The organism is Undibacterium sp. SXout7W, from assembly GCF_049339385.1.
In the GTDB taxonomy this organism is placed as follows: domain Bacteria; phylum Pseudomonadota; class Gammaproteobacteria; order Burkholderiales; family Burkholderiaceae_D; genus Undibacterium.
In genome coordinates, this window is the sequence record NZ_JBMPPF010000023.1 from 38,519 (window position 1) to 65,458 (window position 26,940).

Sequence of the window (26,940 nt, forward strand, 5' to 3'; positions counted from 1 at the left end):
AGCGTAAGTGATTGAAAGACTGTAATACTGAAGTTTCAGGCTAAAGAGCAATCAATTTGCTCTTTAGCCTTTGTTAACCTTCACCGATCAATCGACGATGCTACTGATGGCGTTACTGCTTATTGTGCCGGATTGTTGGCCGTCTGGTGAATCGCATCGATTGATTGCAGAAGTTCTTCACTTAGGTGAATATCAAATGCGTCGATATTTTCTTTCAGCTGATTAAGATTGGTTGCGCCAATAATGGTGCTGGCGACGAAATAACGTGAATAGCACCACGCCAACGCTAATTGTGTCGGTGTCAGTCCATGTTGCCGCGCCAGTTCTGTATAACGTTTGCTGGCCTCAAACACGGAAGGGCGCAAGTAGCGTGGGCTCCAGGTTGGTGGAAATAAAGTCAGTCGGCCCGATGCATTCGCATCGTCAATATACTTCCCGCTGAGTTGCCCAAATGCCAGTGGGCTATATGCCAGCAAGCCGACATTTTCGCGGAAGCAGGTTTCATCCAGACCCTGTTCAAACGCACGATTCATCAAGTGATAGGCGTTTTGAATCGATACAATGCGTGGCGCATCATGTATTTCAGCTTGCTTGATGAATTCGCTGACTCCCCATGAAGTTTCGTTGGAAACGCCAAAGTGACGGATTTTGCCTTCTTTCACCAATGCGGACAGCACTGCCAACGTATCCTCAATCGCAGTACAAGGGCGTTCCAGTGCTGGATCAAATTGCTTTTGTCCGAAAATGGGAGCATTCCGGCTTGGCCAGTGCAATTGGTACAAGTCGATGTAATCAGTTTGCAGGCGTTGCAGGCTGGCTTCGACGGCACGACGGATATTCTCGGCGTTCAGATCATTTTGGCCGTTACGTATCCAGTTCATGCCCCGCGATGGCCCGGCAACTTTAGTCGCCAGGATAATGTCGCCGCGTTTGCCTGACTTTTTCAGCCAGCTGCCAATGTATTGTTCAGTCTTGCCCTGAGTCTCTGCACGCGGCATGACGGGGTACATTTCTGCTGTGTCGATAAAGTTAATACCGCGTTCCAGCGCATAATCCAGTTGGGTATGGGCTTCGGCTTCGGTATTTTGCTCGCCAAAAGTCATGGTGCCGAGGCAAATTTTAGAAACTTGAAGCTGGCTGTTGCCTAGTGCCGTCTGTTGCATAAAATCTCCTGTTATCGAACATTGCGTAAAGCGGCTGCGCATTCTTTGATTAAACCTGGTCCCTGATAAATTAGTCCGGAATATACCTGCACCAACGAAGCGCCCGCCTGCATTTTGGTGGCTGCATCAGCGCCAGAAAAAATACCGCCGACACCAATAATAGGTAGAGCATCGCCCAATTCGGATTTCAATGCTCTGATCACGCGGTTGGACAACTCGAATACGGGTTTGCCGGATAATCCTCCCGCTTCTTCTGCATGTGGCAAGCCTTGTACCGCATCTCTGGTGATGGTGGTGTTGGTGGCAATGACGCCGTCAATCTGGTGACGCAAGAGTGCTTCGGCGATCGTTTTGATCTGTTCGGCATCGATGTCCGGTGCAATTTTCAGTGCGACAGGAACATAGCGCTTGTGCTGGTCAGCCAATCTTTGCTGCGCTTCTTTGAGCTGCGATAACAGGGCATCAAGCTCGTTTGCACCTTGCAGTTGGCGTAAATTTTTTGTGTTGGGGGATGAAATATTGACTGTCACGTAGCTGGCATACGGATAGACCTTGGACAGGCAATGTAAGTAATCTTCTGCTGCCCGTTCAATGGGTGTATCCGCGTTTTTGCCAATATTGAGTCCGAGTACACCTTGTTTTTCCTGATAAAAACGAGATGCCTGTACGTTGTGAACAAAGGCGTCAACACCGCCATTATTAAAGCCCATACGATTAATAATGGCCTCCGCTTTGGGAAGGCGAAACATGCGTGGTGTGGGATTGCCGGGCTGTGCGCGCGGTGTCACTGTGCCGATCTCGATGGAGCCAAAGCCGATAGCAGCTAAACCGTCAATGTAGGCACCTTCCTTGTCCAGACCTGCAGCCAGACCAACCGGATTGGGGAAGCGTACACCCATGACAGTGCGCGCATCTTCTGCGGGTTTGCCGATGAAGCCGCCGAGCCCGAGTCGGGCAATGCGTTGCAGCGCGGGTAAAGTCAGGTGATGCGCCTTTTCCGGCTCCATGGCAAATAACAAGGGACGAGCCAGGGAGTAGAGTAATTTTTCGGACATGGTATCAGCGTAGTAAAGAGTAATCTAAGGGAGTATAGGTAAAAAATGCGGTGTTCCCGCTTATTTTAATTGTGGTGTTATTAAATACTGGGTGGGAGTATTTATTGTTTTTAAGTTGCTTCTGCGTTGCATCTGTCGTACTGATTTTATTCCTGTAGTGTTTGCCAGTAACCTTGCATCATGGCATCAAGAGGTCGGAAATTGGTTTTATAGGCCATTTTAGGACTGGCAGCAATCCAGTAACCGAGATACAGATAGGGCAGTAAAAGCTGTTTTGTCTGCCGGATTTGCCAGAGCACATTGTAGGTGCCATAAGAGGCGGATTCATCATCCGGATCATAAAATGTGTACACGGAAGATAAGCCGTCGGTCAGCACATCAATAATACTCACCATGCGCAGAATATCGTGCTCATCGCGAAATTCCACCAAGCGTGTATTGACTCTGCTCTGCAGTAAAAACTGCGCATATTGATCGCGACTGTCCTGATCCATGCCGCCACCTGCATGGCGTTTGCTCTGGTAGCGTTGATACAATTCGTAGTGCTCATGCACGTAGGTGAGTGGGCATACTTTGGCGCTGAGGTGCTGGTGTTTTTTTTCGGCACGGCGCTGACTACGGCTTTTCCGAAATTCATCGACTCTGACCCTGACTGGCGTACATGCCTGGCACGCATCACAATGTGGACGATAGATAAAGATGCCACTGCGCCGGAAGCCACTCTTGACCAGTTCAGAATACACATCGGCATTAATCAGATGCGCAGGCGTTGCGACCTGTGAGCGCGCCTGCAATCCCTCCAGATAGCTGCAGGGATAAGGCGCCGTGGCGTAAAACTGTATGCTGGCAAAAGGAAGGTCGTTAAGCTGGGTCACTGATCAATTGAGCGGTTTGAGGTCCATTCACTGATGGGCGGCAATTGCGTCGCCATCTGTATCCATTCAAGAAACGCCGTACGGGATATCGGTCTTGCCCCAAGTGATGCCAGGTGCGCGGTTTCTTGTTGGCAGTCTATCATTTTCACTCCGTGTTCACGTAAAAAATATACCAGATGCACCAGCGCTATCTTGGAGGCATCCGTGACTCTGGCAAACATGGATTCTCCGTAAAACATCTTGCCGATGCAAACACCATAAGCACCACCGACCAGTTTGCCATCGAGCCATACTTCTGACGAGTGGGCGTAGCCATCTTTATTTAGCCCACAATAGCCAGCGATAATTTCTTCTGATATCCAGGTGCCAGTTCCTTCCTTTCGCGGTGCTGCGCAGGCGCGCATGACATCTTCAAATGCTGAATCAAAGCGCACTTCCCAGTGTGGATTTTGGTTGATTTGCCGCAGCTTTTTTTTCAGGCTGTCGGCAACTTTCAGCTCAGCCGTGAATAACACCATGCGTGGATCGGTAGACCACCAGAGTATTGGTTGTCCTTCCGAAAACCACGGGAAAATTCCTTGTCTGTATGCCATCAGTAGTCGTGCGGGTGACAAATCTGCACCTGCAGCGAGCAATCCGGCCGCGCCATCTTCCTCGGTAAGCGCAGTATTCACATCCGGAAATTCGCTGTCAGCCTCCAGCCAGGGAATCGTCATATCCTATATCCTGTATGCACTAAAATAGCGCCACATTTTAGTGCGTGTGATGGAGGCATCAAAAAATAAAAAATAAAATTCATATAAAAATCAACGTCTTAAAAAATCGCACCAAATTGGAATATTTTTTGCTTTATCAGTGCATTACAAATAAATTTACGCACTTTTATTGGGAGATTGTTAGCATGAATGCACAAAACAGTAGCGCCGATGCTTTATTTATATTGCTAGGTGCCATTATGATTCTGGCGATGCACGCTGGCTTCGCATTTCTGGAGCTGGGCACGGTACGCAAAAAAAACCAAGTGAACGCATTGGTCAAGATTATCGTTGATTTTGCAGTGTCGACGATTGCTTACTTTTTTGTTGGTTACAGTGTTGCGTACGGCGTACAGTTTTACTCTGGTGCTGAGGTGTTGGTCGCAAAAAATGGCTTTGAGCTGGTCAAATTTTTCTTTTTATTAACGTTTGCGGCGGCGATTCCGGCCATTATTTCTGGTGGGATTGCTGAGCGAGCAAAGTTTTATCCACAGCTGATCGCTACTGCCGTATTGGTGGGGGTGTTATATCCGCTATTTGAAGGAATAGCCTGGAATCAGCGTTTTGGGATCCAGGCGTGGTTGAAAGCGGCTTTTTCTGAGGAATTTCATGATTTTGCCGGGTCAGTTGTGGTGCATGCGTTTGGCGGCTGGGTTGCCCTGCCTGCGGTTCTGCTGCTGGGTGCGCGACGCGGTCGTTATATGAAGAATGGCGCTATTGCTGCGCATCCGCCATCCAGTATCCCGTTTCTTGCATTGGGTGCCTGGATATTAACCGTGGGCTGGTTTGGTTTTAATGTGATGAGTGCTCAGACGCTGGATAAGATGAATGGCCTGGTGGCAATTAACTCCTTGATGGCGATGGTCGGTGGAACGCTGGTGGCATTGGTGATGGGGAAAAATGATCCCGGTTTTGTCTACAACGGACCTTTGGCTGGTCTGGTAGCCGTTTGCGCGGGCTCTGATCTGATGCATCCGCTGGGTGCGCTGGTGACGGGCGGTGTGGCTGGTGCTATTTTTGTCCTGATGTTTACCTGGACGCAAAATAAATGGAAAGTCGATGATGTGCTGGGTGTTTGGCCTTTGCATGGCTTATGTGGTGCCTGGGGTGGAATTGCCGCCGGTATTTTTGGGATGAAAGCCTTGGGGGGATTGGGTGGCGTGAGTTTGATGTCGCAGTTGCTGGGGACAGTGCTTGGTGTAGCGATTGCCTTTGGTGGTGGATATGTAATTTATGGCGTACTCAAGAAAACGGTTGGAATACGTCTTGATCCAGAGCAGGAATTTGAGGGGGCAGATTTGTCCATCCATAAAATTTCTTCTACTGCTGAGAGAGAAACCAGTTGGTAATAATTGAATGGAAGGTGTGCCATGAAATTGAGCTGGCAGATCAGTCAGTAATTTTTTGCCGATTATCAGCTGTGCGGGCAGTGCATTGATATTTATTGTCTTGCCGCTGCCAATCAAATCAAATCAAAACGCCGTGAAAACACGGCGTTTTGATTTTGTGGTGCTGTACCTATTTTTGGGCTTGTTTTTTTTATTTGGTTTGGCGATGTTGGCTAGTTTTTGTCGTTTGGGCGCATCGGTTTAAAAATATCGTGAGCATGTAGTTGATAGTGACCACCTTTTTGCACTTGCTTTAAGTCTTCAAAAAAATAACGCAGCGTATGGCTAACGGTAGGGAATGCAATGTCTTCCCATGGAATGTCTTTCTCCTTGAACAGGGCGACCTCCAAGCTTTCTGTGCCTGCCTTGTAATCAAGATCTAGCAGGGTGGCTCTGTAAAATAAATGCACTTGATGTACATGAGGCACATTGAGTATCGAAAATAATTCGTGCAGTGCGATATTGGCGCCAGCTTCTTCTTCCGTCTCCCGTTGAGCCGCCTGACTGGTGGTTTCATTGTTTTCCATGAATCCGGCGGGAAGCGTCCAGTAGCCATAGCGTGGCTCAATTGCGCGTTTACATAATAGAACCTGAACTTCTCCATCCACTTCCCATGCTGGAATCGAACCGATCACCATTTTCGGGTTTTGATAATGAATGGTGCCGCAGTTGGGGCAGACATGGCGTTCGCGCGTATCGTCTGCGGGAATCATTAACACAACCGGCGTGGCGCATTCCGAGCAAAATTTCATAGGTGATATAGGGGCTAGATAATCAATATCCAGAGTGTAACATCAGCTTGTGCGCCTGAGGTTTTCAGTCTTTCTGGATAAAAGAATTGCGCAGAGCAGCAAAAACATGTATAGTTTACTTCTTCAGACGCGGGGTGGAGCAGTCTGGCAGCTCGTCGGGCTCATAACCCGAAGGTCGTAGGTTCAAATCCTGCCCCCGCAACCAGTTTCAACTGAAAAAGCCACGTATCAGCGTGGCTTTTTCATTATTTGGCAATTTTATTTTTGATTGTCACGTAAAAACTGGACTACAATCTCGTATCTACTGATTTGACGGGTTGGGCATTGAGAGTAAATCTCGGCCGCGAAATTCCCTGATCTGCCCGCATGGCGGGTGTTGCAGCCAAATCGGCTGGCAATAAATTAAATACATACCCATTGTGGATTGAGTCTGCCGAATTATCCGGTTTTTCCGCTGTGTGACACCCATTGAACCCGCGTAACCAAAACTTATTTGCATGAATACTGCTGAGGCAAAGCAAGTCCTTGAAACAGCCTTGTTGTGCGCGCATGAGCCGCTGACCGTTCATTCGATGAAAAAACTGTTTCAGGAATCTGATGATCAGGGGGATGTGGTTGGTGCTGATACGATCAAGGGCATGCTCGAGGAGTTGCGTCATGATTGGTCTGATAAGGGGATTGAGTTGGTTGGGTTGGCGACTGGCTGGCGGTTTCAGAGCAGGCCAAGTATGCGCGCTTACATTGACAGGCTTAATCCTGAAAAGCCGCCGAAATATTCCCGGGCAACATTAGAGACGTTAGCTATCATTGCTTATCGTCAACCCGTTACTCGTGGGGATATTGAAGAAATTCGTGGTGTAACGGTATCCTCGCAGATGGTGAAAACCTTGGAAGATCGCGGGTGGATTGAGTCTATCGGACATCGGGATGTGCCGGGTCGGCCATCGTTGTTTGCGACTACTAAGCAGTTTTTGAGTGATCTTGGTCTGGCTTCGCTGGATCAGCTGCCGCCGTTGCAGCAAGTGACTCGGGATGTGGCCGAGCCTGCTTCTTCTGGTGTTGAGCTTCTGAGCGCGGAAATGTTCGGTGTCGGGGATGGTGTGGTCAATCCTGGGGGTGCTGAAATCGCTGAAATCGCATTGGCAACTGTCAATGTTGTTGAGGTGGGTGTGGCGTTGTTGCCGTAAATCGATGCTGAAAATAATCAAGTAATAGAGACGAGCGATGTTGGTGATGGTATTGCCAATATTGTTGAATTAGATAATCGGGGTGATGAATATTCTCGGCCCGACAATGAGCCGGGCACTGAATTTCATCAGTTGCCTCCATCAGAACTAAAAGAATGAATCCAATGAATCCTGAAGATGTAAAAGCTGATCAAAACCCTGGTGGGGTAGACTCGGTGGCGGCTGGTGAAGGTAAGCCGACTAAGCGCGGTGTGCGTGGCCCTCGTAATATGCGTCGGTCGCGACCAAAGCAGGAAGGTGTTGAGCAGATTGTTGTGACTGATGTTGCTCCGGTCACTGAGTTTTCTACTGTGGATGGCGGTGAGTCATCAGTGCAAGCGGCAGTGCCAGGCTCGGCGAATGCCAGGGGGCAGCGAAAGCCGCGCACGGGAACGGATGCAGCGAATCCTCGTGCTACAGGTGCGAATCGCCCTGCGGGAACTGGCAATGCGCGAGGCCCAGGGAAGCGTATTCCACAGTCAAAAGCCGGCGGGCGCCATCCTCATGGTGGTGTGGCTGGTAATTCCAATCCTGATGATGTGTTTTCTTTTGTAACATCTGAAGCGTTTGATGTCCATGCTTTGGATGATGATAAATCAAAGGGGGGTAAAGGTCGTAATGCGAAGGTTGTCCGTCGCGATTTAACTGCTGACGATGATGCGCCGAAGTTGCATAAAGTGTTGGCTGAGGCGGGGCTGGGTTCTCGTCGTGATATGGAAGATTTGATTGTGGCTGGACGTGTTTCGGTGAATGGTGAGCCTGCGCATATTGGTCAGCGTATTTTGCCAACGGATCAGGTGCGTATTAATGGTAAGCCAATTTTGCGCAAGATTAGTAAAAAACCTCCGCGCGTGCTGATTTACCATAAGCCTGCTGGTGAAATTGTCAGTACAAATGATCCTGAAGGTCGTACATCCGTATTTGATAGTTTGCCGACAATGAAGGTCGGCAAGTGGCTTGCGGTTGGTCGCTTGGATTACAACACTGAAGGGTTGTTGTTGTTTACAACTTCCGGTGACTTGGCGAATCGTTTGATGCATCCTCGTTATGGTATTGAGCGTGAATACGCGGTTCGTACTCTTGGTGAGTTGGAGGAGGGAATGCGTCAGCGTTTGTTGGCCGGCGTTGAGTTGGAAGATGGTCTGGCGCAGTTCTCCAAAATCGCTGATGGCGGCGGTGAGGGGGTGAATAAATGGTATCGCGTCATCATTGGTGAGGGACGCAATCGTGAGGTGCGTCGTATGTTTGAATCGGTCGGGCTGACGGTATCGCGTCTGATTCGTACTCGTTACGGCGCAATGACATTGCCAGCTAATCTGAAGCGTGGTCGTTGGGAGGAGTTGGAAGAGGATGCGGTTCGTAGTTTGTTGAAGCTGAGTGGCCTTGAAAAAACAGCGGCGGACAAGGCGCCCGCGAGAACTGGTAAGCCATTTGGTAGTAAACCATCGGCGATCAGTCCTTTCACGCAAAAGCAACCAAATTTTCCTATGTCGAGTGGTCGTGGAGAGTATTCTGGTGCGCGCGGCAATGTCAATGGCAATAAGGCTGCGAGTGGTTTGGGAGCGAATTCAGCTGGCGGAGTGAAGAAGCGTAGCCGTCAGCCCGATCCTTTGCAAACTGCTCTTGGGTTTCCTGAGGCGGGGCAGCAGCGTCGGGGCGGGACGGTGCGTGGAAGCGGGCAGGCAATTGGTCAGGGTATTGCAGCGCGCCGACGCACTCGCGGCGCTTGATTCTTGGCGTTGGATTCTGATTTGATTTGCCCTGTTTTCCATTGCGACAGGGTAAATAATCGTTTATAATCTGGTAGTTAGTAGATTTTGCATTCGGTAGGTTGTAAGCTTAGTCACTACGAAAAAGATGGGCAGTTGCCCATTTTTTTTTGGTTTTGTGTTTGGTAACTTTGTTTGCGGCAGACTTTGGCAAGTGTTTTTCGGAGAATAGTTTGGTTTTGTTGGAATTGATAGAAAAAACCGTCAACGGTACAGGTTACGATCTGGTTGATTTTGAGCAGGCTGAACGCGGCTTGTTCAGGATTTATATTGATTTTTTGCCTGATGAAGTTGAGAAAGGCAATATTACGGTCGAAGATTGTGAGAAGGTCAGTCATCAGCTTTCCCATGTGTTGATGGTTGAAAATGTAAATTACAACCGCCTGGAAGTTTCTTCTCCCGGGTTAGACCGTCCGCTCAAAAAAATGTCTGATTATCAGCGTTTTGTCGGTGAAAAAGTCACTGTTAAACTTCGTATGCCTATGGCGGGAACGCCAAATCGTAAAACCTTTGAAGGGGTTTTGCATGAGCCTGAAGGCGAAAATCTGAAGCTGGAATTTGAAGTAAAAGATGGGTCGGCCATGCTGGAGTTTACGCTCGCCGATGTGGATAAGGCACGCCTGGTGCCGCAAGTGGATTTTAGGAGTCGCAAAGCATGAGTCGTGATTTGTTGTTATTGGTGGATGTGCTGGCGCGTGAGAAAAACGTCGATGAAGAAGTCGTTTTCGGAGCGTTGGAGCATGCTTTGGCGCAGGCGACAAAAAAACGTTTTCCGGGTGAAGTTGATATTCGCGTAGAAATCGACCGCGATACCGGTGAGTTCCGTTCTTTCCGCCGCTGGCACGTTGTTCCTGATGAGGCGGGCTTGCAATTGCCGGATCAGGAAATTCTGCATTTCGAAGCGGTTGAGGATGATGCTGATATCCAGATCGGTGATTACATCGAAGAAGAAATAGAATCAGTTGATTTTGGTCGCCGTTTTGCACAAGACACCAAGCAAGTTGTGTTGCAGCGCATTCGTGATGCTGAGCGTGAACAGATTCTGGCTGACTTCCTTGAGCGTGGTGACTCTCTGGTTACTGGCACCATTAAGCGTATGGAACGTGGTGAAGCAGTGGTCGAGTCTGGCAAGATTGAGGCTCGTTTGCCGCGCGATCAGATGATTCCAAAAGAAAATCTGCGTGTTGGTGATCGTGTTCGTGCCTACATTTTGCGTATTGATCGCAATGCGCGTGGCCCTCAGGTGATCTTGTCCCGCACGGCGCCAGAATTCATTATGAAGCTGTTTGAACTGGAGGTGCCTGAGATTGAACAGGGTTCGCTGGTAATTAAGTCTGCGGCGCGTGATCCAGGTGTTCGCGCAAAAATCGCAGTATACACAGCAGATAAGCGCATCGATCCTATCGGTACATGCGTTGGTATGCGCGGCTCCCGCGTGCAGGCAGTGACAGGCGAACTCGGTGGTGAGCGCGTTGATATTGTTTTGTGGTCAGAAGATCCTGCTCAGTTTGTCATTGGTGCTCTGGCTCCGGCGAATGTTTCTTCGATTATGGTTGATGAAGAAAAGCATGGCATGGATGTTGTTGTAGATGAAGAAAACTTGGCGATTGCTATTGGCCGCAGCGGACAAAATGTCCGTCTTGCTGCTGAATTAACAGGCTGGCAAATCAACATCATGACGGCGGAAGAGTCTGCTAATAAAGCAGAGCAGGAAACCGCAGGTATTCGCGCCCTGTTCATCGAAAAACTCGATGTTGATCAGGAGGTGGCAGATATTCTGGTGGATGAAGGCTTCTCCAGCCTGGAAGAAATCGCTTACGTGCCTATCAGCGAAATGTTGGAAATTGAAGCGTTTGACGAAGATACCGTCAACGAATTGCGTAACCGTGCGCGCGACGCCTTGCTAACAGAAGCAATTGCTTCTGAAGAAGGTTTGGAAGGCATGGAAGATGAGCTACTCAACCTCGAAGGGATGACCCGCGTAACTGCTGGCAAACTCGGCTTGGCTGGTATCAAGACACTGGCTGCATTTGCTGGTTTGGCTTACGACGAGTTTGGCGCAATTTTGGGATTGTCTGCCGACCGTTCCCGCCAATTAATTAAAGATGCATTTGAAGATGTGACCGATGATGAGATGAAACTCATCGACGCTAAATATGATGATCAGGCCAAGGCTTTGTTAGCTACCGCCTGGAAACTCGTAGAAGCTAAGTAATTCACGGGTTTCATATTCATAACGCGCACATAGAAAAAGAGGACTGAATGGCGAGTAACAACGTTGCCCAATTTGCCACCGAGCTGAAAATGTCAGCGGATTTGCTGCTCACGCAATTGCGTGCTGCAGGCGTCGACAAACAATCGACATCTGATTCACTGACCAAAGAAGACAAAGACCGACTGTTGGAACATTTACGTCGTTCCCACGGTTCTTCTGCGGATACAGAAAAGAAAAAGATTACCTTGACTCGCAAGGAAACAACCGAGATCAAGCAGGCGGATGCGACTGGTAAATCTCGTACCATTCAGGTTGAAGTGCGAAAAAAACGGACTTTCGTGAAGCGTGATGATGCTCCTGCAGATGATGCTTCGATAGCACAGTCAAACGATCCTGAAGAAATCGCAGCTCAAGAAGAAGCGGCTCGTCAGGAGGCGGAGCTGATTGCTCGTCAGGAGGCGGAATTGCGCGAAAAACAAGAGCATCTGGCAAAGCTTGAAGCTGAAAAAGAAGCTCAGGCAAAAGCAAAGGCACAGCGTGATGCTGAATTGGCAGAGGCTGCAAAAGCTGAGGCTGAGCGCATTAAGGCTGAACAGGCAGCTGCAGCAGCGATTGCTGCAAAAGCTGCTGAAAGCAAACCTGCAACTGCGGCGGCACCAGTAGCTGCGCCAGTTGCCCCGGCTGCCGTTGCGCCATCCGCTTCGGATGAGGAGAAAAAGCGCTTGGCTGCAGAGGAAGCAAAGAAAAAAGCTGCCCAGGAAGCCAAGGATGCAGCAGATCGCGCTGCGGCAACAGAAAAAGCAAGAAAAGCTGTTGCTGATGAAGTCGCGCAAATTAAAGAAATGATGAACGCGGCGCGTCGCCCAGTGAAGGCTCCTGAGCCAGCGCCGGCTCCTAAAGTTGCTGAAGGTACGCTGCACAAGCCTGCCGATAAAAAAGTTGGTGATAAAAAGCCGGCTACAGCAGCAACAGCAGAGAAAAAAGACGATAAGAAGCCAGTTGCAGGCGATAAGAAGGCGATTAAATCCGCTAACGTATCTTCTACATGGCAAGAAGATGCCGCCAAAAAACGTAGCGGTGGTCTGAAAACTCGCGGTGACACATCCGGTGGTCGCGATGGATGGAAGGGCGGTCCTAAGGGGCGTCGTAATCATCATCAGGATGATCGCGAATCTAACTTCCAGGTGCCTGTAGAAGCGATTGTGAAAGACGTGTACGTTCCTGAAACACTGACTGTTGCTGAATTAGCGCACAAAATGTCAGTGAAGGCTTCGGAAGTGATCAAGCATTTGATGAAATTGGGTCAGATGTGCACGATCAATCAGGTGCTGGATCAGGAAACAGCCATGATTCTGGTTGAAGAGATGGGGCATAAAGCATTTGCCGCCAAACTCGACGATCCAGAAGCATTGCTGACAGATACAGCAGAACACGCTGACTATGAATCTTTCCCGCGTGCTCCTGTCGTTACAGTCATGGGTCACGTTGATCATGGTAAAACTTCGTTGCTGGATTATATTCGTCGCGCCAAAGTGGCTTCCGGTGAAGCGGGTGGTATTACCCAGCACATCGGTGCTTACCACGTAGAAACGCCACGCGGCATGATTACGTTCCTAGATACTCCGGGTCATGAAGCCTTTACGGCAATGCGTGCTCGTGGTGCAAAGGCGACGGATATTGTTATCCTGGTCGTGGCTGCTGATGATGGTGTTATGCCGCAAACCAAAGAGGCAATTGCGCATGCGAAGGCTGCGGGTGTTCCTCTGGTTGTTGCGATCAATAAAATTGATAAACCGGGCGGTAATGCTGATCGCGTTACTCAGGAATTGGTTGCAGAAAGTGTTGTTCCTGAAGAATACGGCGGCGATTCGCCATTTGTTCAGGTGTCTGCGAAAACAGGTCAGGGTATCGACTCTTTGCTGGAAAACGTATTGCTGCAAGCCGAAATTCTGGAGTTGCGTGCACCTATCGATGCGCCTGCAAAAGGTTTGGTCGTGGAAGCGCGTCTGGACAAAGGTCGCGGTACGGTAGCAACGATTCTGGTGCAGTCGGGTACATTGAAGCGCGGTGACGTAGTGCTGGCTGGTTCATCCTATGGTCGTGTTCGTGCGATGTTGGATGAAAACGGTGCAAACATCACTGAAGCTGGCCCATCCATTCCGGTTGAAATTCAAGGTCTGACAGAGGTGCCTTCTGCTGGTGAAGAAGTCATGGTCATGGCAGATGAACGTAAAGCGCGTGAAATTGCTTTGTTCCGTCAGGGTAAATTCCGTGATGTGAAGCTGGCCAAGCAACAAGCCGCTAAACTCGAAAACATGTTTGAAAACATGGGTGAGGGTGAAGTTAAAAACTTACCTATCATCGTTAAGACAGACGTTCAGGGTTCGCAAGAGGCATTGGTGCAATCGTTGCAAAAATTGTCTACCAACGAAGTACGTGTTCAGGTGGTACATGCAGCCGTCGGTGGTATTTCTGAGAATGACGTCAATTTGGCTGTTGCCTCCAAGGCTGTGATTATCGGCTTCAATACGCGTGCGGATGCATCTTCACGTAAGTTGGCAGAGTCAAACGGCGTTGATATTCGTTACTACAACATCATTTATGATGCGGTTGATGAAGTTAAAGCAGCGTTATCAGGCATGCTGGCTCCAGAGAAGCGCGAGCAGATCATTGGTATGGTTGAGGTTAAACAGGTATTCCTGGTCAGCAAAGTCGGCGCTATTGCAGGCTGTCTGGTAACTGATGGCGTGGTCAAACGCACTTCTTCAGTTCGTTTGCTTCGTAATAATGTGGTGACCTGGACAGGTGAACTGGATTCGTTGAAACGTTATAAAGACGATGCGAAGGAAGTTCGTGCCGGTATGGAGTGCGGTTTATCTCTGAAAGGTTATAACGACATTCAGGTTGGTGATAATCTGGAAATATTCGAAGTACAAGAAATAGCACGTACGCTCTGATAAATCAGCCCCGGACTTGCTCCGGGGTTCTTGCTTTATGGCGTAGATGGATGGCGTAAAAAAGAAATTATGGCAAAACATAGTAAAAATATTCCGGGTCGTGGTTTGCGGGTCGCAGATCAGATACAAAAAGATCTGGCAGAAATCATTTGGTCTGAACTCAAAGACCCTCGTGTAGGTATGATTACGTTGACTGAAGTGCAGTTGACGCCTGATTACGCACACGCAAAAGTCTATTTCACAACATTGGCGGATGATCTTGTGGCAATCAAGGCGACGAGTGATGCGCTGACCAGAGCAGCTGGTTTTTTGCGCGCTCAACTGGGGTTGCGCTTACATATACATACGTTGCCGCAACTGCATTTTATTCATGACACTTCAACCATGCGTGGCATGGCGATGTCGAAATTGATCGACGAAGCAAATGCCACTCGCGCCAAAGACGACGGCGAAAACTGATCTTTGACCGGAGTGCGATCCGGTTTTCCAGGCTTATGACAACTCAGATTAAAAAGCGTCCCCGTGTCCCCGTGCACGGGGTGCTGTTATTGGATAAACCGGTTGGATTTTCCAGCAATGATGCTTTAATTAAAGTAAAGCGCTTTCTCAATGCAATGAAAGCAGGTCACACTGGTACGCTGGATCCATTCGCGACAGGCTTGCTGCCTTTGTGTTTTGGTGAGGCAACCAAATTTTCTCAGGATTTGCTGGAAGCGGATAAAACGTATACGACCGTCGTGCATCTTGGTGTTACTACCACGACGGGTGATACTGAAGGTGATGTGCTTGAGACGAAAAGTGTCAATGTCACTGAAGCGCAGATACGGCAGGTGTTGAAACAATTCACAGGGCCGATTGCGCAGGTGCCGCCTATGTATTCAGCACTCAAACGCGATGGTAAACCTTTGTATGAGTATGCGCGGGCTGGCGTCACACTGGAGCGCGAAGCGCGCAATGTGGTGATCCATGAGTTGGAATTTCTCGCCTATGATGCGCCATTGCTCAGCCTGAAAGTGAAGTGCAGCAAAGGGACTTATATCCGTGTATTGGGCGAGGATATCGGTGCTGTACTGGGATGTGGCGCTCATCTGAAAGAATTGCGTCGTATCCAGGTCGGTCATCTGGTGTTGGAGAAGTCCATTACGCTGACTTCGTTGGAGACTTTGCCTGAAGAACAGCGACTGGCTTTGCTTGATCCGGTTGATGCATTGCTGTCTAGTTTTTCGGCGGTACAGTTGAATGAAGAATTATCCAGGCGTTTCCTGCATGGGCAGCGGCTGGCATTGAGTCACGAGCCCGTTAACTTGCCGCCGGTCGCGGGAAGAGTTCGTGTTTACCGCGATACGGATGGTCAATTACTGGGTTCAGCGCAACTGCAGGAATTCAGTATTCTGGCGCCGGAGCGGTTGATCAATACGCAAAATCCATGAGTGAATCCGAAACACAATCAGCAAAATAATCAGCAGGACAATCTGCAAAAATAATATTGATCCGCACAAGGAAATGATTGGATGATTTTGTGCGGCGAGCATCATGGATGCCTGAAGTACTCATCTTCATTTCTGTTGTCATCGCTTTGTAGCAACTCCTTGAAATAATAGGAGTTTTCTTCTTTTGCGTTGCAGCATGTTATAATCGTCGGTTATCCGATTTACCCCAAATGAACGTTACCATGTCCACTACAAAACGCGCTATTCGTAACATCGCCATTATCGCTCACGTCGATCACGGCAAAACCACACTGGTTGACCAATTATTGCGTCAGTCCGGTACTTTCCGCGACAACCAACAGGTCGATTCCCGCGTGATGGATTCGAATGATATCGAAAAAGAACGTGGTATCACGATTCTGTCCAAGAACTGCGCGGTGGAATACAAAGGTACGCACATCAACATCGTTGATACCCCGGGCCATGCTGACTTTGGTGGTGAAGTGGAACGTGTATTGTCCATGGTTGACAGTGTATTGTTGCTGGTGGACGCACAAGAAGGTCCAATGCCACAAACGCGTTTTGTGACACGTAAAGCACTCGCGCTGGGTCTGAAACCTATCGTTGTTGTGAACAAGATCGACCGTGAAAACGCTGATCCACAAAAAGCCGTTAACGCGACTTTCGAATTGTTCGACAAGCTCGGCGCAACGGATGAACAACTGGATTTCCCGATTGTCTACGCATCCGGTTTCAAAGGTTATGCAGGTCTGGAAGACACAGTGCGCGACGGTAACATGGAGCCATTGTTTGATGCGATCCTGAAACACGTTCCTGCGCGTGAAGATGATCCTAATGGCCCGTTGCAATTGCAAATCACGTCTCTGGAATATTCTTCTTACGTTGGTAAGATCGGCGTTGGCCGTATCCTGCGCGGTAAAGTAAAAGCCTTGCAAGATGTCGTCTGGATGAATGGTCCGGAAGATAAACCAACCAAGGCACGCATCAATCAGGTACTGACTTTCAAAGGTCTGGATCGTGTATTGGTTGATGAAGCGCTGGCTGGCGATATCGTACTGATCAATGGTATTGAAGAAATCGGTATCGGCTCCACCATCTGCGCGCCGGATGCGCCTGAAGGCTTGCCTATGCTGAAGATTGATGAGCCGACATTGACGATGAACTTCATGGTCAACAGCTCACCACTGGCCGGTCGCGAAGGTAAATTCGTGACAACACGTCAGATCCGCGATCGTCTGGAAAAGGAATTGAAATCGAACATGGCGTTGCGCGTTGTGCAGGCTGAAGGTGATGATTCCACGTACGAAGTTTCTGGTCGCGGTGAGTTGCATCTGACTATCCTGATCGAAAACATGCGTCGTGAAGGCTTCGAGTTGGCGGTATCCCGCCCACGCGTCGTATTCAAAATGGTGGATGGCGTACGTCATGAACCATACGAAAATCTGACTGTTGACGTTGAAGAAGCCAACCAGGGCGGCGTCATGGAAGAATTAGGTCGTCGTCGTGGCGATCTGCAAAACATGGAACCGGACGGTAAAGGTCGTGTGCGTTTGGAATACCGTATTCCAGCACGTGGCCTGATCGGCTTCCAGGGCGAATTCATGACATTGACACGTGGTACAGGTTTGATGAGTCACGTGTTTGATGAGTACGCACCAGTGGATAACACCAAAGGTGAAATGGCTGGTCGTCGCAATGGTGTATTGATTTCTCAGGATGACGGCGCTGCTGTTGCTTACGCGATCTGGAAACTGCAAGATCGCGGCCGTATGTTCGTTAGCCATAACGACCCAGTGTATGAAGGCATGATCATTGGTATCCATTCCCGTGACAATGACCTCGTTGTTAACCCGATCAAAGGTAAACAGCTGACCAACGTTCGTTCCTCCGGTACGGATGAGGCGGTGCGTCTGGTACCACCAATTCAAATGTCTCTGGAATATGCGGTTGAGTTTATTGAAGACGACGAACTGGTTGAAGTAACACCGAAGAGTATTCGTTTGCGCAAGCGTTTCCTGAAAGAACACGAGCGTAAAAAAGCTTCCCGCGAAGCGTAATTTCTCGAATGACTCATGCGCTGCGGCGCATGAAAATCAACCCGTTTTGTTCTTGCCATCCGGCGGGAGTGAAGCGGGTTTTTTATTTCCCCGGAATGTTATCTCTCAAAAAATCATCACTGAATTTTCTTGAAAGTGTGAAAAACTCAGTGAGAACAAATTACCTATGCCAACTACCTTAAGTCACCGCCATGCCGTTTTATTGATGATTTGCGCCGCCAGTTTATGGAGTATTGCTGGTGTATTCACGCGCCATCTGGAGAGCGCACGTGGTTTTGAAGTAACCTTCTGGCGCAGTTTTTTTGCTGCGGTATTCGTCGCTGGCGTGATGATCAAGGAGTATGGGCGCGCCTTTGTGCCGCGCTTGCGCTTGCTTGGGCGACTGGGGTTTGTATCGGGCTGTATGTGGGCGACCATGTATAGCTGCTTCATGATTTCGCTGACCATGACCACCGTGGCCAATACCTCGATCATGGAAAGTCTGGCACCTTTATTTACTGCCTTTCTCGCCTGGTTGGTATTGCGTGAGCGGATTGCCGCACGTACCTGGTGGGCGATTGCAGCAGCGGCGCTGGGCATGGGCTGGATGTTTGCAGGCAGTCTGTCAGCCGTTGATAGTCGGGGATTGATGGGGATGCTGATTGGTTTGGGTGTTCCCATTGCGTCGTCAGTCAATACCATCGTGCTGAAGAAGCGCGCTCATGCGGTTGATCTGATTCCGGCAGTGTTTGTTGGCGGTGCTATTTCTGCATTGGCAATGCTGCCGTTTGCATTTCCGTTTCAGGCGTCCTGGCACGACATCGCCATACTGGCCATACTAGGCTTTTTCCAGTTGGGCCTGCCATGTTCCATGCTGGTCAAAGCATCGGCCAGTCTGAGTGCGCCGGAGATTGCCTTATTGTCTTTGTTGGAGGTGTTGCTGGCACCGGTGTGGGCTTGGCTGGGAGCGGGCGAGGTGCCTGCAATGGCAACGATTATTGGCGGTTCGATCGTATTAATTTCTTTAATATTCAACGAATTAAGTTCTGCGAAAAAGAGTTGAAACGTATTTTGTGCGTAATGTATTTCAGTCGGAAAAAATCGGCTTGATTTGGCGCAGGAAAAGACCTTAAAGATTTGCGGGTTTAACGAAAAAATTATAGAATCGCGAACATTTTTCATTATCTGGACTGATGCAGCATTGTTTCAGCGAAGCATGGCGACGACGGTACGAATGGTACGACGAGGAGCTGAAGTGTCGCTGGGGTAATTTTTTTGTCAGTCTTATTTATAGATTGCCTTGCCATGAGTACTTCGTCCCTTCGCGCCCCTGAGCTTCTGTTACCTGCCGGATCGCTGGAAAAAATGCATGCTGCGTTCGATTTCGGTGCGGATGCTGTTTACGCTGGTCAGCCGCGTTATAGTCTGCGAGCAAGAAATAACGAATTTTCAACCCTTGACGTATTGCAGCAAGGGATAGATGGTGCGCATGCACGCGGCAAGCTGTTTTTTGTTGCCAGCAATATTTTCCCGCATAACTCCAAGCTCAAAACCTATTTGCGCGACATGGAGCCGGTGATCGCCATGAAACCGGATGCGCTGATTATGGCCGATCCCGGTCTGATCATGATGGTGCGCGAAAAATGGCCGGAAGTGCCGGTGCATCTGTCGGTGCAGGCGAATGCGGTGAACTGGGCCGACGTGAAATTCTGGAAAAAAATGGGGCTGACCCGGGTGATTCTGTCACGTGAATTATCGCTCGATGAAGTCGAAGAAATTCGTCAGGAATGCCCGGACATGGAGCTGGAAGTGTTCGTTCACGGCGCTTTGTGTATCGCCTATTCCGGTCGCTGCTTATTGTCTGGCTATTTCAATCACCGCGATCCGAATCAAGGTACTTGTACTAATTCTTGCCGCTGGGATTATAAAGTCGAAAACGCTTCTGAAAACGAAACCGGCGACTTGCAGCGTATTCCGGTGGAGACGATTAAGTTCGACTTCAACAAGGCGTTGGAAGAAGCAAATCAATCGTTTTCAGCGATGGGTGACATGCCGCGCCACCCGCTGGCCGACCGTCCTTACCTGATTGAAGAATCGACCAAACCCGGTCAATTCATGCCGATACTCGAAGATGAACACGGTACTTACATCATGAATTCGAAAGACTTGCGCGCCGTTGAACACGTTGAGCGTCTGGCGAAAATCGGGGTCGATTCATTGAAAGTCGAAGGCCGTACCAAGTCGCTGTATTACGTGGCGCGCACAGCACAAGTGTATCGTCGCGCGATTGATGATGCGGTGGCCGGTCGTCCGTTTAACCCGCAATTGCTGGGCGAACTCAATGGCCTGGCAAATCGCGGTTATACCGACGGTTTCTATCAGCGTCATCACACGCAGGATCATCAGAACTACATGGAAGGCGTGTCGCAGGCACACCGTAGCCAGTATGTTGGTCAGGTGCTGAACGTAGCCGATGGCTGGGCGGAAGTGGAAGTCAAAAACCGTTTTGCCGTTGGTGACCAGATCGAAATTATTTCTCCTAACGGAAATGAAATTGTGACGCTGGGTGAAATGCGTAACACCGACAATCAGTCGCTCAACATCATCGGCGGTGCTGGACATAAAGTACGCATTCCGCTGGACGCAAAATATGAGAAGGCCTTGCTGGCAAAAATGCTGTAATGCCGTTACGTCGTACCAACTGAAAAAGCGGCTAAAGTCGCTTTTTTTACGCCGGTGTAGGTGTATTTTTAAGATACTCCCCTCTATTTTTAATGAAATCAGCTTGTAGACTTGATAAATACAGGTGTGTTTTTATATACATGGGGGAGTATTTTTTGATGCCTTTTTAGCCTTTGGCAGGCAGGTAGAAGATATTCTTCTGTGACGGTGTGTAGCTCGCCTGCCGCTACTCCGCCATGGTATAGAAGGCAGGGTGCGAATAATAGAGTGCAAAATAGCTTGCAAAAATAGGGCGCATAATTGGCCGCTCTATCTTCCATAAAGGTCATGATGTTTGCTCACTCTCATTGGTTGATCTGGGCGGTGTTGTCGGCGGTATTCGCTGCGATGACGGCGATTTTCGCTAAAATCGGAATTCAGGGTGTTGACTCTGACTTAGCGACCTTGATCCGTACCGCAATTATTATGGTCGTGTTGTCCGTATTCGTCTGGTATGCGGGTAAATGGTCCGATCCACGGCAATTGTCCTCGCGTACGTGGTTGTTTCTTGGTTTGTCTGGCTTGGCAACGGGTGCTTCGTGGGTTTGTTATTTCCGCGCACTACAATCAGGCCCCGCCTCGCAGGTCGCGCCGATTGATAAGTTCAGTCTGGTGCTGGTAGTGATTTTTGCTGTGATTTTTCTGGATGAGCGGCCGTCGCTGCGAGAATGGTCAGGTATCGCCATGGTTGCCGGAGGCGTCTTGTTACTGGCGTTCAAACGTTGACGAATATCGGGCGGTATGGATTATGGCGAGCTGATTCCGTACTGATCGGATGTGCCGCTGAACGTTGTCTGTAGCAGATGTCGCTCAAAGGCGTCGCTCAAAGGCACCGATCGCAGGTGTTGATCGCAATTGTTATCACCCATAAAGCGGCTTCGTGTTGCCTGATTCATACGCTCTGCCTTCCAATATGCTGACGCCAGATATGATCGACAGACAGAATCAGTCCGCCACTTTGCCGGTTATGCTACTCTCCCGCATTCTTTGATTGTCATCAATTGCCATCAATTGTCATCATATCGGGTCGCTTTTTAAATCATTGTCGCCCAGTGTGTATGATATGCGCTTTATCGCCTTATGCACCATCGGCGCCACGCCTGTCACATGCGATGCCGACATCATGATTGTTCCTATTTTTTGATATGCCAGATATTTCCACACTGACTCCCGATGAGCTGCCGCTGGTCTATGCCAGCGCTTTGTTTGACGCACCTCTGAACCAGAACAAATTTCTGGAATTATTGCAATTACGCAAGCAGACCAATGCCATCGGTAATCCTTACGACGCAAAAATGATCAAGGATTTATTACTCGATCTGTGCAGGCGTATGGTATTGCGCCAGGAAATTGGCCTCGGCTATCTCTTGCGTGAGGATTTGCAGATGTCGGTGTTACTTGCCCTGCAAGAGAGTGGTGAGATGAAGTCGTGGATTGCCTGTATGCGTGATCTGCTGAAGCGCCACGGTGAATATCAGCATTGGAAATCCTATGATGTGCGCTTCTATGGTCGCGAGATGATGTTCTCGCTGTTGTTGGGCAGAACCGATGAAGCATTGCTCTGGCGTGAAAAACTCTTCAGTGCCACCACGAATAATATCGCCATGCCGGGGTGTAAATTTTTCGTCAATGACGAGGGAATGCGCCTGTTCAGCAGTTTGAAGCCTTTGGATCAGGGCATGTTGCTGACAGATATTTTTTATCGGGCAAACTGGGACTTATCTGATTGCACGCTTGCTTATCAGTATGCATGCCAAAAAATCGAGCAGCATGCCGATAGCTGGCCGCAGTTAATGGGACTCTTGAGTTGGCAAGCCTTGCTGCGTGGTGATTTTTCGCAATTAGAAAAACTACAGGATAAGCTCCCCGCAACATACAAAATCGAAATTCATATCGCGTTAGCCGTATTGCAAAATAAAGTGGCAACGGCAGTAGAGTTGGCAGCGCATTTTGCTGAAATCATGAAGGCAGAGACGGGTAAGCGTAAATTCTTTCTGCCAGAATTATTAGGTTTGCTCTACACCGTTGCGCTGATGGCGAAGAACGACCCCGACAGCCTGAATCTGGCAAAGATACAGATTGACGAAGGTGCCAGGCAAAAGCATGCGTTCAGCTATTACGCCTTACAGCCGCTAATCAATCATCTGGCGCAAGGCGTCGTTTTGGTTCCCCCGCAAATCAGCATACGTTCCCAGCAGGACGTGGATGCCTTATTTGAAGCGTTATCGCTGTATTGGCAGGATGCGACGCCGCCCTTGAAACAGCAGGCAAAACTGATTGACATGCGTCAGCGTATGCTGGCGAGTGGATATATCTGGATTGCGGCTGAGATTGATGTGTTGCTGTATCGTGTACATCAGGTCGCCCGCGGCATGGAAAGTTGGCACCAGACAAAGCGGATTACTCCTCTGGCCGATGTCATACAGCGTGAAGAAAGCTGGAAACGAGCCCTGAGTGCGCTCTCGCAACTGAAGCCCACAGCAGCGATGGGGGCTGACGTGCGACAAAAAGATGCGCGTCTTGCATGGGTTCTTGAATATCATTTTCAGGAGTTAAAAGCAGAGCCACGAGAGCAGAAACTGAGCGCAAAATCTGTCTGGAGTAAGGGGCGTGCTGTGGCCTTGCGTCGTCTTTCGCAGGAGCAGGATAGCCTGACGTATCTGAGTGAACAGGATAAGCAGATTGCTGCCTGCATACGCAAATCAGCAGACGGTTATTACGGTGGAAGTGAGTTCGAGCTCAATATCAACAAGGCGCTGCCATTGATGGTGGGCCACCCCGCCGTCTACTGGGCGGATGCTCCGGATATCCGTATTGATGTCGTTAAAGCAGATATCGCCTTACAGCTTAAAGAAAAGGCCGATCAGATCAGCTTGCAACTCGATCCTTTCATCGCCACAGACATGACGATGGTCTGGCGAAAAGAGACGCCGACACGACTCGCTGTGTACACCTCAACGCCAGAAATCAAGCAGATCGCTGGCATTCTTGGTCGCGGGTTGACCGTGCCTGTTACCGCCAAAGAGCAATTAGTGGATGTGATTGCGGCGATCGCGCCGCATATGGCGATTCATTCCGACCTTCCCGAGCTGTCAGCACATATGGCGACTGTTGATGCGGATACCACCATGTACGCGCACCTGTTGCCCTTAAAAGAAGGTTTGCGGGTGCAATTGCTGGTGCGGCCTCTGGCCGATGGCGGTTGGTTTGCGCCCGCCAAAGGTGCTGTTCACGTGTTGGGTGAGCAAGCTGGCATGCCCGTACAGGCAAGTCGCAACTTTGAGCAGGAAAGCCGCTTCCTTGAGCAAGTGTTACATCAATGTCCAACGTTGTCGCAGGCAGAAACAGATGGGCAAGAATGGCAATTACAGCATCCGGAACAATGTCTGGAGTTATTGGGCGAATTTAAAACCTTACCGCCCGAACGTCTGCAATTGGTATGGCCTGAAGGAGAGCGTTTCCGTTTGCGAGGCAGTCGCTCGTTGCAACATATGCGGCTCAGTATCAAAAAGCAGGGCGACTGGTTTGTAGCTGGTGGAGAGATTACGCTCGATGACGGACGTGTGCTGGCGTTGCGTGAATTATTGCAGATGACAGAAGCGGTGCCAGGCAGATTCTTAAAACTGGCGGACGATGACTATCTGGCGTTGACAGATAATTTCCGCAAGCGACTCGACGAATTGAGGATACTGAGTGACGCCAGCGGTAAAGACTGCATTCGCATCAGTGCATTGGCAGCGCCAGCCTTAGCGGATCTGGCTGCCGAAGTCGGTGATTTACAAGCGGATGCAGAGTGGCGCGAGCAGATGCATCAACTGGATACCCTGGCGGATTTTTTGCCTGTAGTGCCATCGACATTGCAGGCCGAGTTACGGGATTACCAGCGAGAGGGCTATCAATGGCTGGCAAGGCTCGCGCGCTGGGGTGTCGGTGCCTGTCTGGCAGACGATATGGGGCTGGGGAAAACGGTGCAAACGCTGGCATTGCTTCTTGATCGTGCTCCGCAAGGACCTGCACTGGTCGTGGCGCCTATTTCTGTGGCCATGAACTGGGAGTCGGAAGTGAGGCGTTTTGCTCCTACATTAAACGTCCGTGCCTATCACCGCCAACGTTCGCTGGCAGACCTTGGCGCATTTGATATTGTGATTGTCAGTTATGGCATGTTGCAGTCCGATGCTGAGGCCTTTGCTCTGCAGCATTGGCATAGTGTGGTGCTGGATGAGGCGCAGGTAATTAAAAATGCAGCAACCAAGCGCAGTCAGGCGGCGATGGCCTTGCATGCCGATTTTAAAATGATCGCCAGCGGTACGCCGGTCGAAAATCATCTCGGTGAATTATGGAATTTGTTTCGCTTTATTAATCCCGGTTTACTTGGCTCCAGAGAACGTTTTGCTGAACGCTTTAGCACACCGATAGAGCGTGGCGACAAAGAGGTGCGCCAGCATCTCAAGAAATTGATACAGCCATTTATTTTACGACGTACGAAAACACAGGTTCTCAGCGAATTACCACCCCGCACCGAGATTACATTGCAAGTTGAACTCAGCGATGAAGAACGACACTTGTATGAAGCATTGCGCCAGGAGGCGCTGGATAAAATCGCGACCCTCAATACCGAGGGTGGTCAGTCTTTAAAAGTATTGGCAGAGATTACCAAATTGCGTCGTTTTTGTTGTCATCCGCAATTGGTTTTTCGAAACTCAACACTCAGTGGCAGCAAGCTGGCGGTATTTGCCGAAACTCTGGAGGAGCTGCTGGATAACCGCCATAAAGCATTGGTATTCAGCCAGTTTGTTGATCATCTGGCGATCGTGCGTGAATGGTTGGAGCACAAGGGAATTTCCTATCAGTATCTGGATGGCAGCACGCCGCCATTGGAGCGTAAAAAGCGGGTAGATGCTTTTCAGGCAGGGCAGGGTGATGTCTTCCTGATCAGTCTGAAAGCCGGTGGTACTGGGCTGAATCTGACTGCGGCGGATTATGTGATCCATCTCGATCCCTGGTGGAATCCTGCGGTGGAAGATCAAGCGTCTGATCGCGCGCATCGCATGGGACAACAACGACCCGTGACGATTTATCGATTGGTGACGCAGGAAACCATCGAAGAAAAAATCATTGCATTGCATGCAGAAAAGCGGGATCTTGCTGATAGCCTGCTTGATGGCGGTGATGTATCGGCCAGGCTGGACACGGCGGCATTGTTGCAATTGCTTAAAGATAGTGTTTGATTTGCCTCCGTATTTGAGTGCTCAGAAATGCGCCGTTCATTGTGTGATGTAGTGGTGTTCTGATGCGTGTGATGGTACTCAGGTTGACTCGCCGACAGCGGTGCTGGACGCAGGCAAGGTACAATAACGGATTGTTGAAAGTCTGAAATTTTATCGTGAAGAAATCTGCTTTACCTGCTCACCGGGTCTCCGTTGCCCCGATGTTAGATTGGAGTGACCGTCATTGTCGTCAATTCCATCGCCACATTACCCGCCATACCTGGCTTTACACCGAAATGGTGACCACCGGATCGCTGTTACATGGTGATGTACAGCGTCATCTGGAGTTTAATCCAGATGAGCATCCTGTTGCCTTGCAACTGGGTGGCAGTGAGCCCGGTGATCTCGCGCAATGCGCAAAAATGGCAGAGCAATGGGGTTATGATGAAGTTAATCTCAATTGCGGATGTCCATCTGAACGTGTGCAAAAAGGCGCTTTTGGCGCTTGTTTGATGGCGGAGCCGCAATTGGTTGCTGATTGCGTCAAAGCGATGAAGGATTCGGTATCCATCGATGTGACCGTCAAACACAGAATAGGCATTGATGATCTGGATTCATATGATTTCATGCGCGATTTTGTCGGGACGATTGCAGATGCCGGTTGTACGACGTTCATCGTACATGCGCGTAATGCGATTCTGAAAGGGTTGAGCCCACGAGAAAATCGTGAGATTCCACCATTAAAATATGAGTACGCTTATCGCCTCAAGCGTGAGTTTCCTGAGTTAGAAATTATTCTCAATGGTGGCGTAAAAACGGCTGCCGAAATTGAGCAGCATTTGCAGTATGTTGACGGCGTGATGGTGGGGCGAGAGGCTTACCATAATCCTTATTTCATGGCGGATTTTGACGCGCGTTTTTACAATGATCATCACCGCGTGAACAGTCGTGAAGAAATTTTACACGCCATGATTCCTTATATTCACCGTCAGTTGGAGCTATACGGCAATGGCGGTAAAGGGCTGCGGCTTAACAGCGTCGTTCGTCATATGCTGGGTCTGATGATGGGGTTGACGGGGGCCAGGGCATATCGTCAGACCTTGTCTGACAGCAAAAAACTGGCGCTCGGCGATCCCTCCATCCTGCTTGAAGCCTTGGCGCGGATGAATGCGGTGGCTGCCAATGAACGCTTGCTAGCGGAAAAAGAATTAAGCGTCCCACGGGTAGACGTGATTCAGGGCTGATGGGTTCGATTGTATGTCGAGTGGTAAAAATTTGTAAGAATGTAATGAAAGTGTGGGGTGGGCGGGTATAGTTGTTTCTGTTTCAAAGTGTACTCCTCTACCCCACTGTGTAAGTGGGTTCGCCTG

Annotated in this window: 18 protein-coding genes, 1 tRNA gene and 1 pseudogene; 15 read left to right on the forward strand and 5 right to left on the reverse strand. The window is 49.5% G+C overall.

Annotated features, from left to right (window positions below):
* Positions 1-119 precede the first annotated feature (119 nt).
* From ACO0LB_RS18420 to aat, 4 genes are all read right to left on the reverse strand, one after another.
* The gene (locus ACO0LB_RS18420; RefSeq protein ID WP_423051758.1) at positions 120-1,163 is read right to left on the reverse strand and encodes an aldo/keto reductase; all 1,044 of its coding nucleotides are present in this window, start codon (positions 1,161-1,163) and stop codon (positions 120-122) included.
* Positions 1,164-1,174: 11 nt separating this feature from the next.
* The gene (locus ACO0LB_RS18425) at positions 1,175-2,218 is read right to left on the reverse strand and encodes a quinone-dependent dihydroorotate dehydrogenase (protein ID WP_423051760.1); all 1,044 of its coding nucleotides are present in this window, start codon (positions 2,216-2,218) and stop codon (positions 1,175-1,177) included.
* 146 nt (positions 2,219-2,364) lie between these two features.
* Positions 2,365-3,093 carry an arginyltransferase gene (locus tag ACO0LB_RS18430; protein WP_423051762.1) on the reverse strand — a complete coding sequence of 243 codons (729 nt, stop codon included), beginning with the start codon at positions 3,091-3,093 and terminating at the stop codon, positions 2,365-2,367.
* A complete protein-coding gene (aat, locus tag ACO0LB_RS18435; protein ID WP_423051764.1) occupies positions 3,090-3,809 on the reverse strand; it encodes a leucyl/phenylalanyl-tRNA--protein transferase in 720 nt (239 codons plus the stop codon). The genes ACO0LB_RS18430 and aat overlap by 4 nt, the downstream gene beginning before the upstream one ends.
* Before the next feature lie 185 nt (positions 3,810-3,994).
* On the opposite strand from aat, the gene ACO0LB_RS18440 reads away from it, so the two are divergent.
* Entirely contained in the window at positions 3,995-5,197 is a 1,203-nt protein-coding gene (locus ACO0LB_RS18440) for an ammonium transporter (RefSeq protein WP_423051766.1), read from the forward strand.
* Between the two features lie 212 nt (positions 5,198-5,409).
* On the opposite strand, the gene ACO0LB_RS18445 is transcribed toward ACO0LB_RS18440, so the two are convergent.
* Complete coding sequence (locus ACO0LB_RS18445; protein WP_423051768.1) at positions 5,410-5,988, reverse strand: NUDIX hydrolase; 579 nt, start codon at positions 5,986-5,988, stop codon at positions 5,410-5,412.
* Positions 5,989-6,116: 128 nt separating this feature from the next.
* On the opposite strand from ACO0LB_RS18445, the gene ACO0LB_RS18450 reads away from it, so the two are divergent.
* The 14 genes and pseudogenes from ACO0LB_RS18450 (at position 6,117) to dusA (ending at position 26,814) form a co-directional block, all read left to right on the forward strand.
* Positions 6,117-6,193, forward strand: a tRNA-Met gene (locus tag ACO0LB_RS18450).
* A gap of 292 nt (positions 6,194-6,485) precedes the next feature.
* A pseudogene (scpB, locus tag ACO0LB_RS18455) lies at positions 6,486-7,017 on the forward strand (SMC-Scp complex subunit ScpB); the annotation flags it as partial.
* Between the two features lie 313 nt (positions 7,018-7,330).
* Positions 7,331-8,944, forward strand: a complete 1,614-nt coding sequence (locus ACO0LB_RS18460) for a pseudouridine synthase (RefSeq protein WP_423051770.1) — start codon at positions 7,331-7,333, stop codon at positions 8,942-8,944.
* 212 nt (positions 8,945-9,156) lie between these two features.
* Positions 9,157-9,642: a ribosome maturation factor RimP gene (gene rimP / locus ACO0LB_RS18465; RefSeq protein WP_423051772.1), complete on the forward strand. Its 486-nt coding sequence runs from the start codon at positions 9,157-9,159 to the stop codon at positions 9,640-9,642.
* A complete protein-coding gene (gene nusA / locus ACO0LB_RS18470) occupies positions 9,639-11,198 on the forward strand; it encodes a transcription termination factor NusA (RefSeq protein WP_423051774.1) in 1,560 nt (519 codons plus the stop codon). Before rimP ends, nusA begins: the two co-directional genes overlap by 4 nt.
* Before the next feature lie 47 nt (positions 11,199-11,245).
* Positions 11,246-14,155, forward strand: coding sequence for a translation initiation factor IF-2 (gene infB, locus ACO0LB_RS18475; RefSeq protein ID WP_423051776.1), 2,910 nt, complete (start codon positions 11,246-11,248; stop codon positions 14,153-14,155).
* Between the two features lie 69 nt (positions 14,156-14,224).
* Positions 14,225-14,614: a 30S ribosome-binding factor RbfA gene (rbfA, locus tag ACO0LB_RS18480; protein WP_423051778.1), complete on the forward strand. Its 390-nt coding sequence runs from the start codon at positions 14,225-14,227 to the stop codon at positions 14,612-14,614.
* Positions 14,615-14,649: 35 nt separating this feature from the next.
* Complete coding sequence (gene truB / locus ACO0LB_RS18485) at positions 14,650-15,585, forward strand: tRNA pseudouridine(55) synthase TruB (protein ID WP_423051780.1); 936 nt, start codon at positions 14,650-14,652, stop codon at positions 15,583-15,585.
* Positions 15,586-15,827: 242 nt separating this feature from the next.
* Complete coding sequence (gene typA, locus ACO0LB_RS18490; protein WP_423051782.1) at positions 15,828-17,663, forward strand: translational GTPase TypA; 1,836 nt, start codon at positions 15,828-15,830, stop codon at positions 17,661-17,663.
* Positions 17,664-17,829: 166 nt separating this feature from the next.
* Positions 17,830-18,705 carry a DMT family transporter gene (locus ACO0LB_RS18495; protein ID WP_423051784.1) on the forward strand — a complete coding sequence of 292 codons (876 nt, stop codon included), beginning with the start codon at positions 17,830-17,832 and terminating at the stop codon, positions 18,703-18,705.
* A 242-nt stretch (positions 18,706-18,947) separates the two neighbouring features.
* A complete protein-coding gene (gene yegQ, locus ACO0LB_RS18500; RefSeq protein WP_423051786.1) occupies positions 18,948-20,324 on the forward strand; it encodes a tRNA 5-hydroxyuridine modification protein YegQ in 1,377 nt (458 codons plus the stop codon).
* 327 nt (positions 20,325-20,651) lie between these two features.
* A complete protein-coding gene (locus tag ACO0LB_RS18505) occupies positions 20,652-21,089 on the forward strand; it encodes an EamA family transporter (RefSeq protein ID WP_423051787.1) in 438 nt (145 codons plus the stop codon).
* A 401-nt stretch (positions 21,090-21,490) separates the two neighbouring features.
* Positions 21,491-25,591, forward strand: coding sequence for a DEAD/DEAH box helicase (locus ACO0LB_RS18510; RefSeq protein WP_423051789.1), 4,101 nt, complete (start codon positions 21,491-21,493; stop codon positions 25,589-25,591).
* Between the two features lie 155 nt (positions 25,592-25,746).
* A complete protein-coding gene (gene dusA, locus ACO0LB_RS18515; RefSeq protein WP_423051791.1) occupies positions 25,747-26,814 on the forward strand; it encodes a tRNA dihydrouridine(20/20a) synthase DusA in 1,068 nt (355 codons plus the stop codon).
* Positions 26,815-26,940 lie beyond the last annotated feature (126 nt).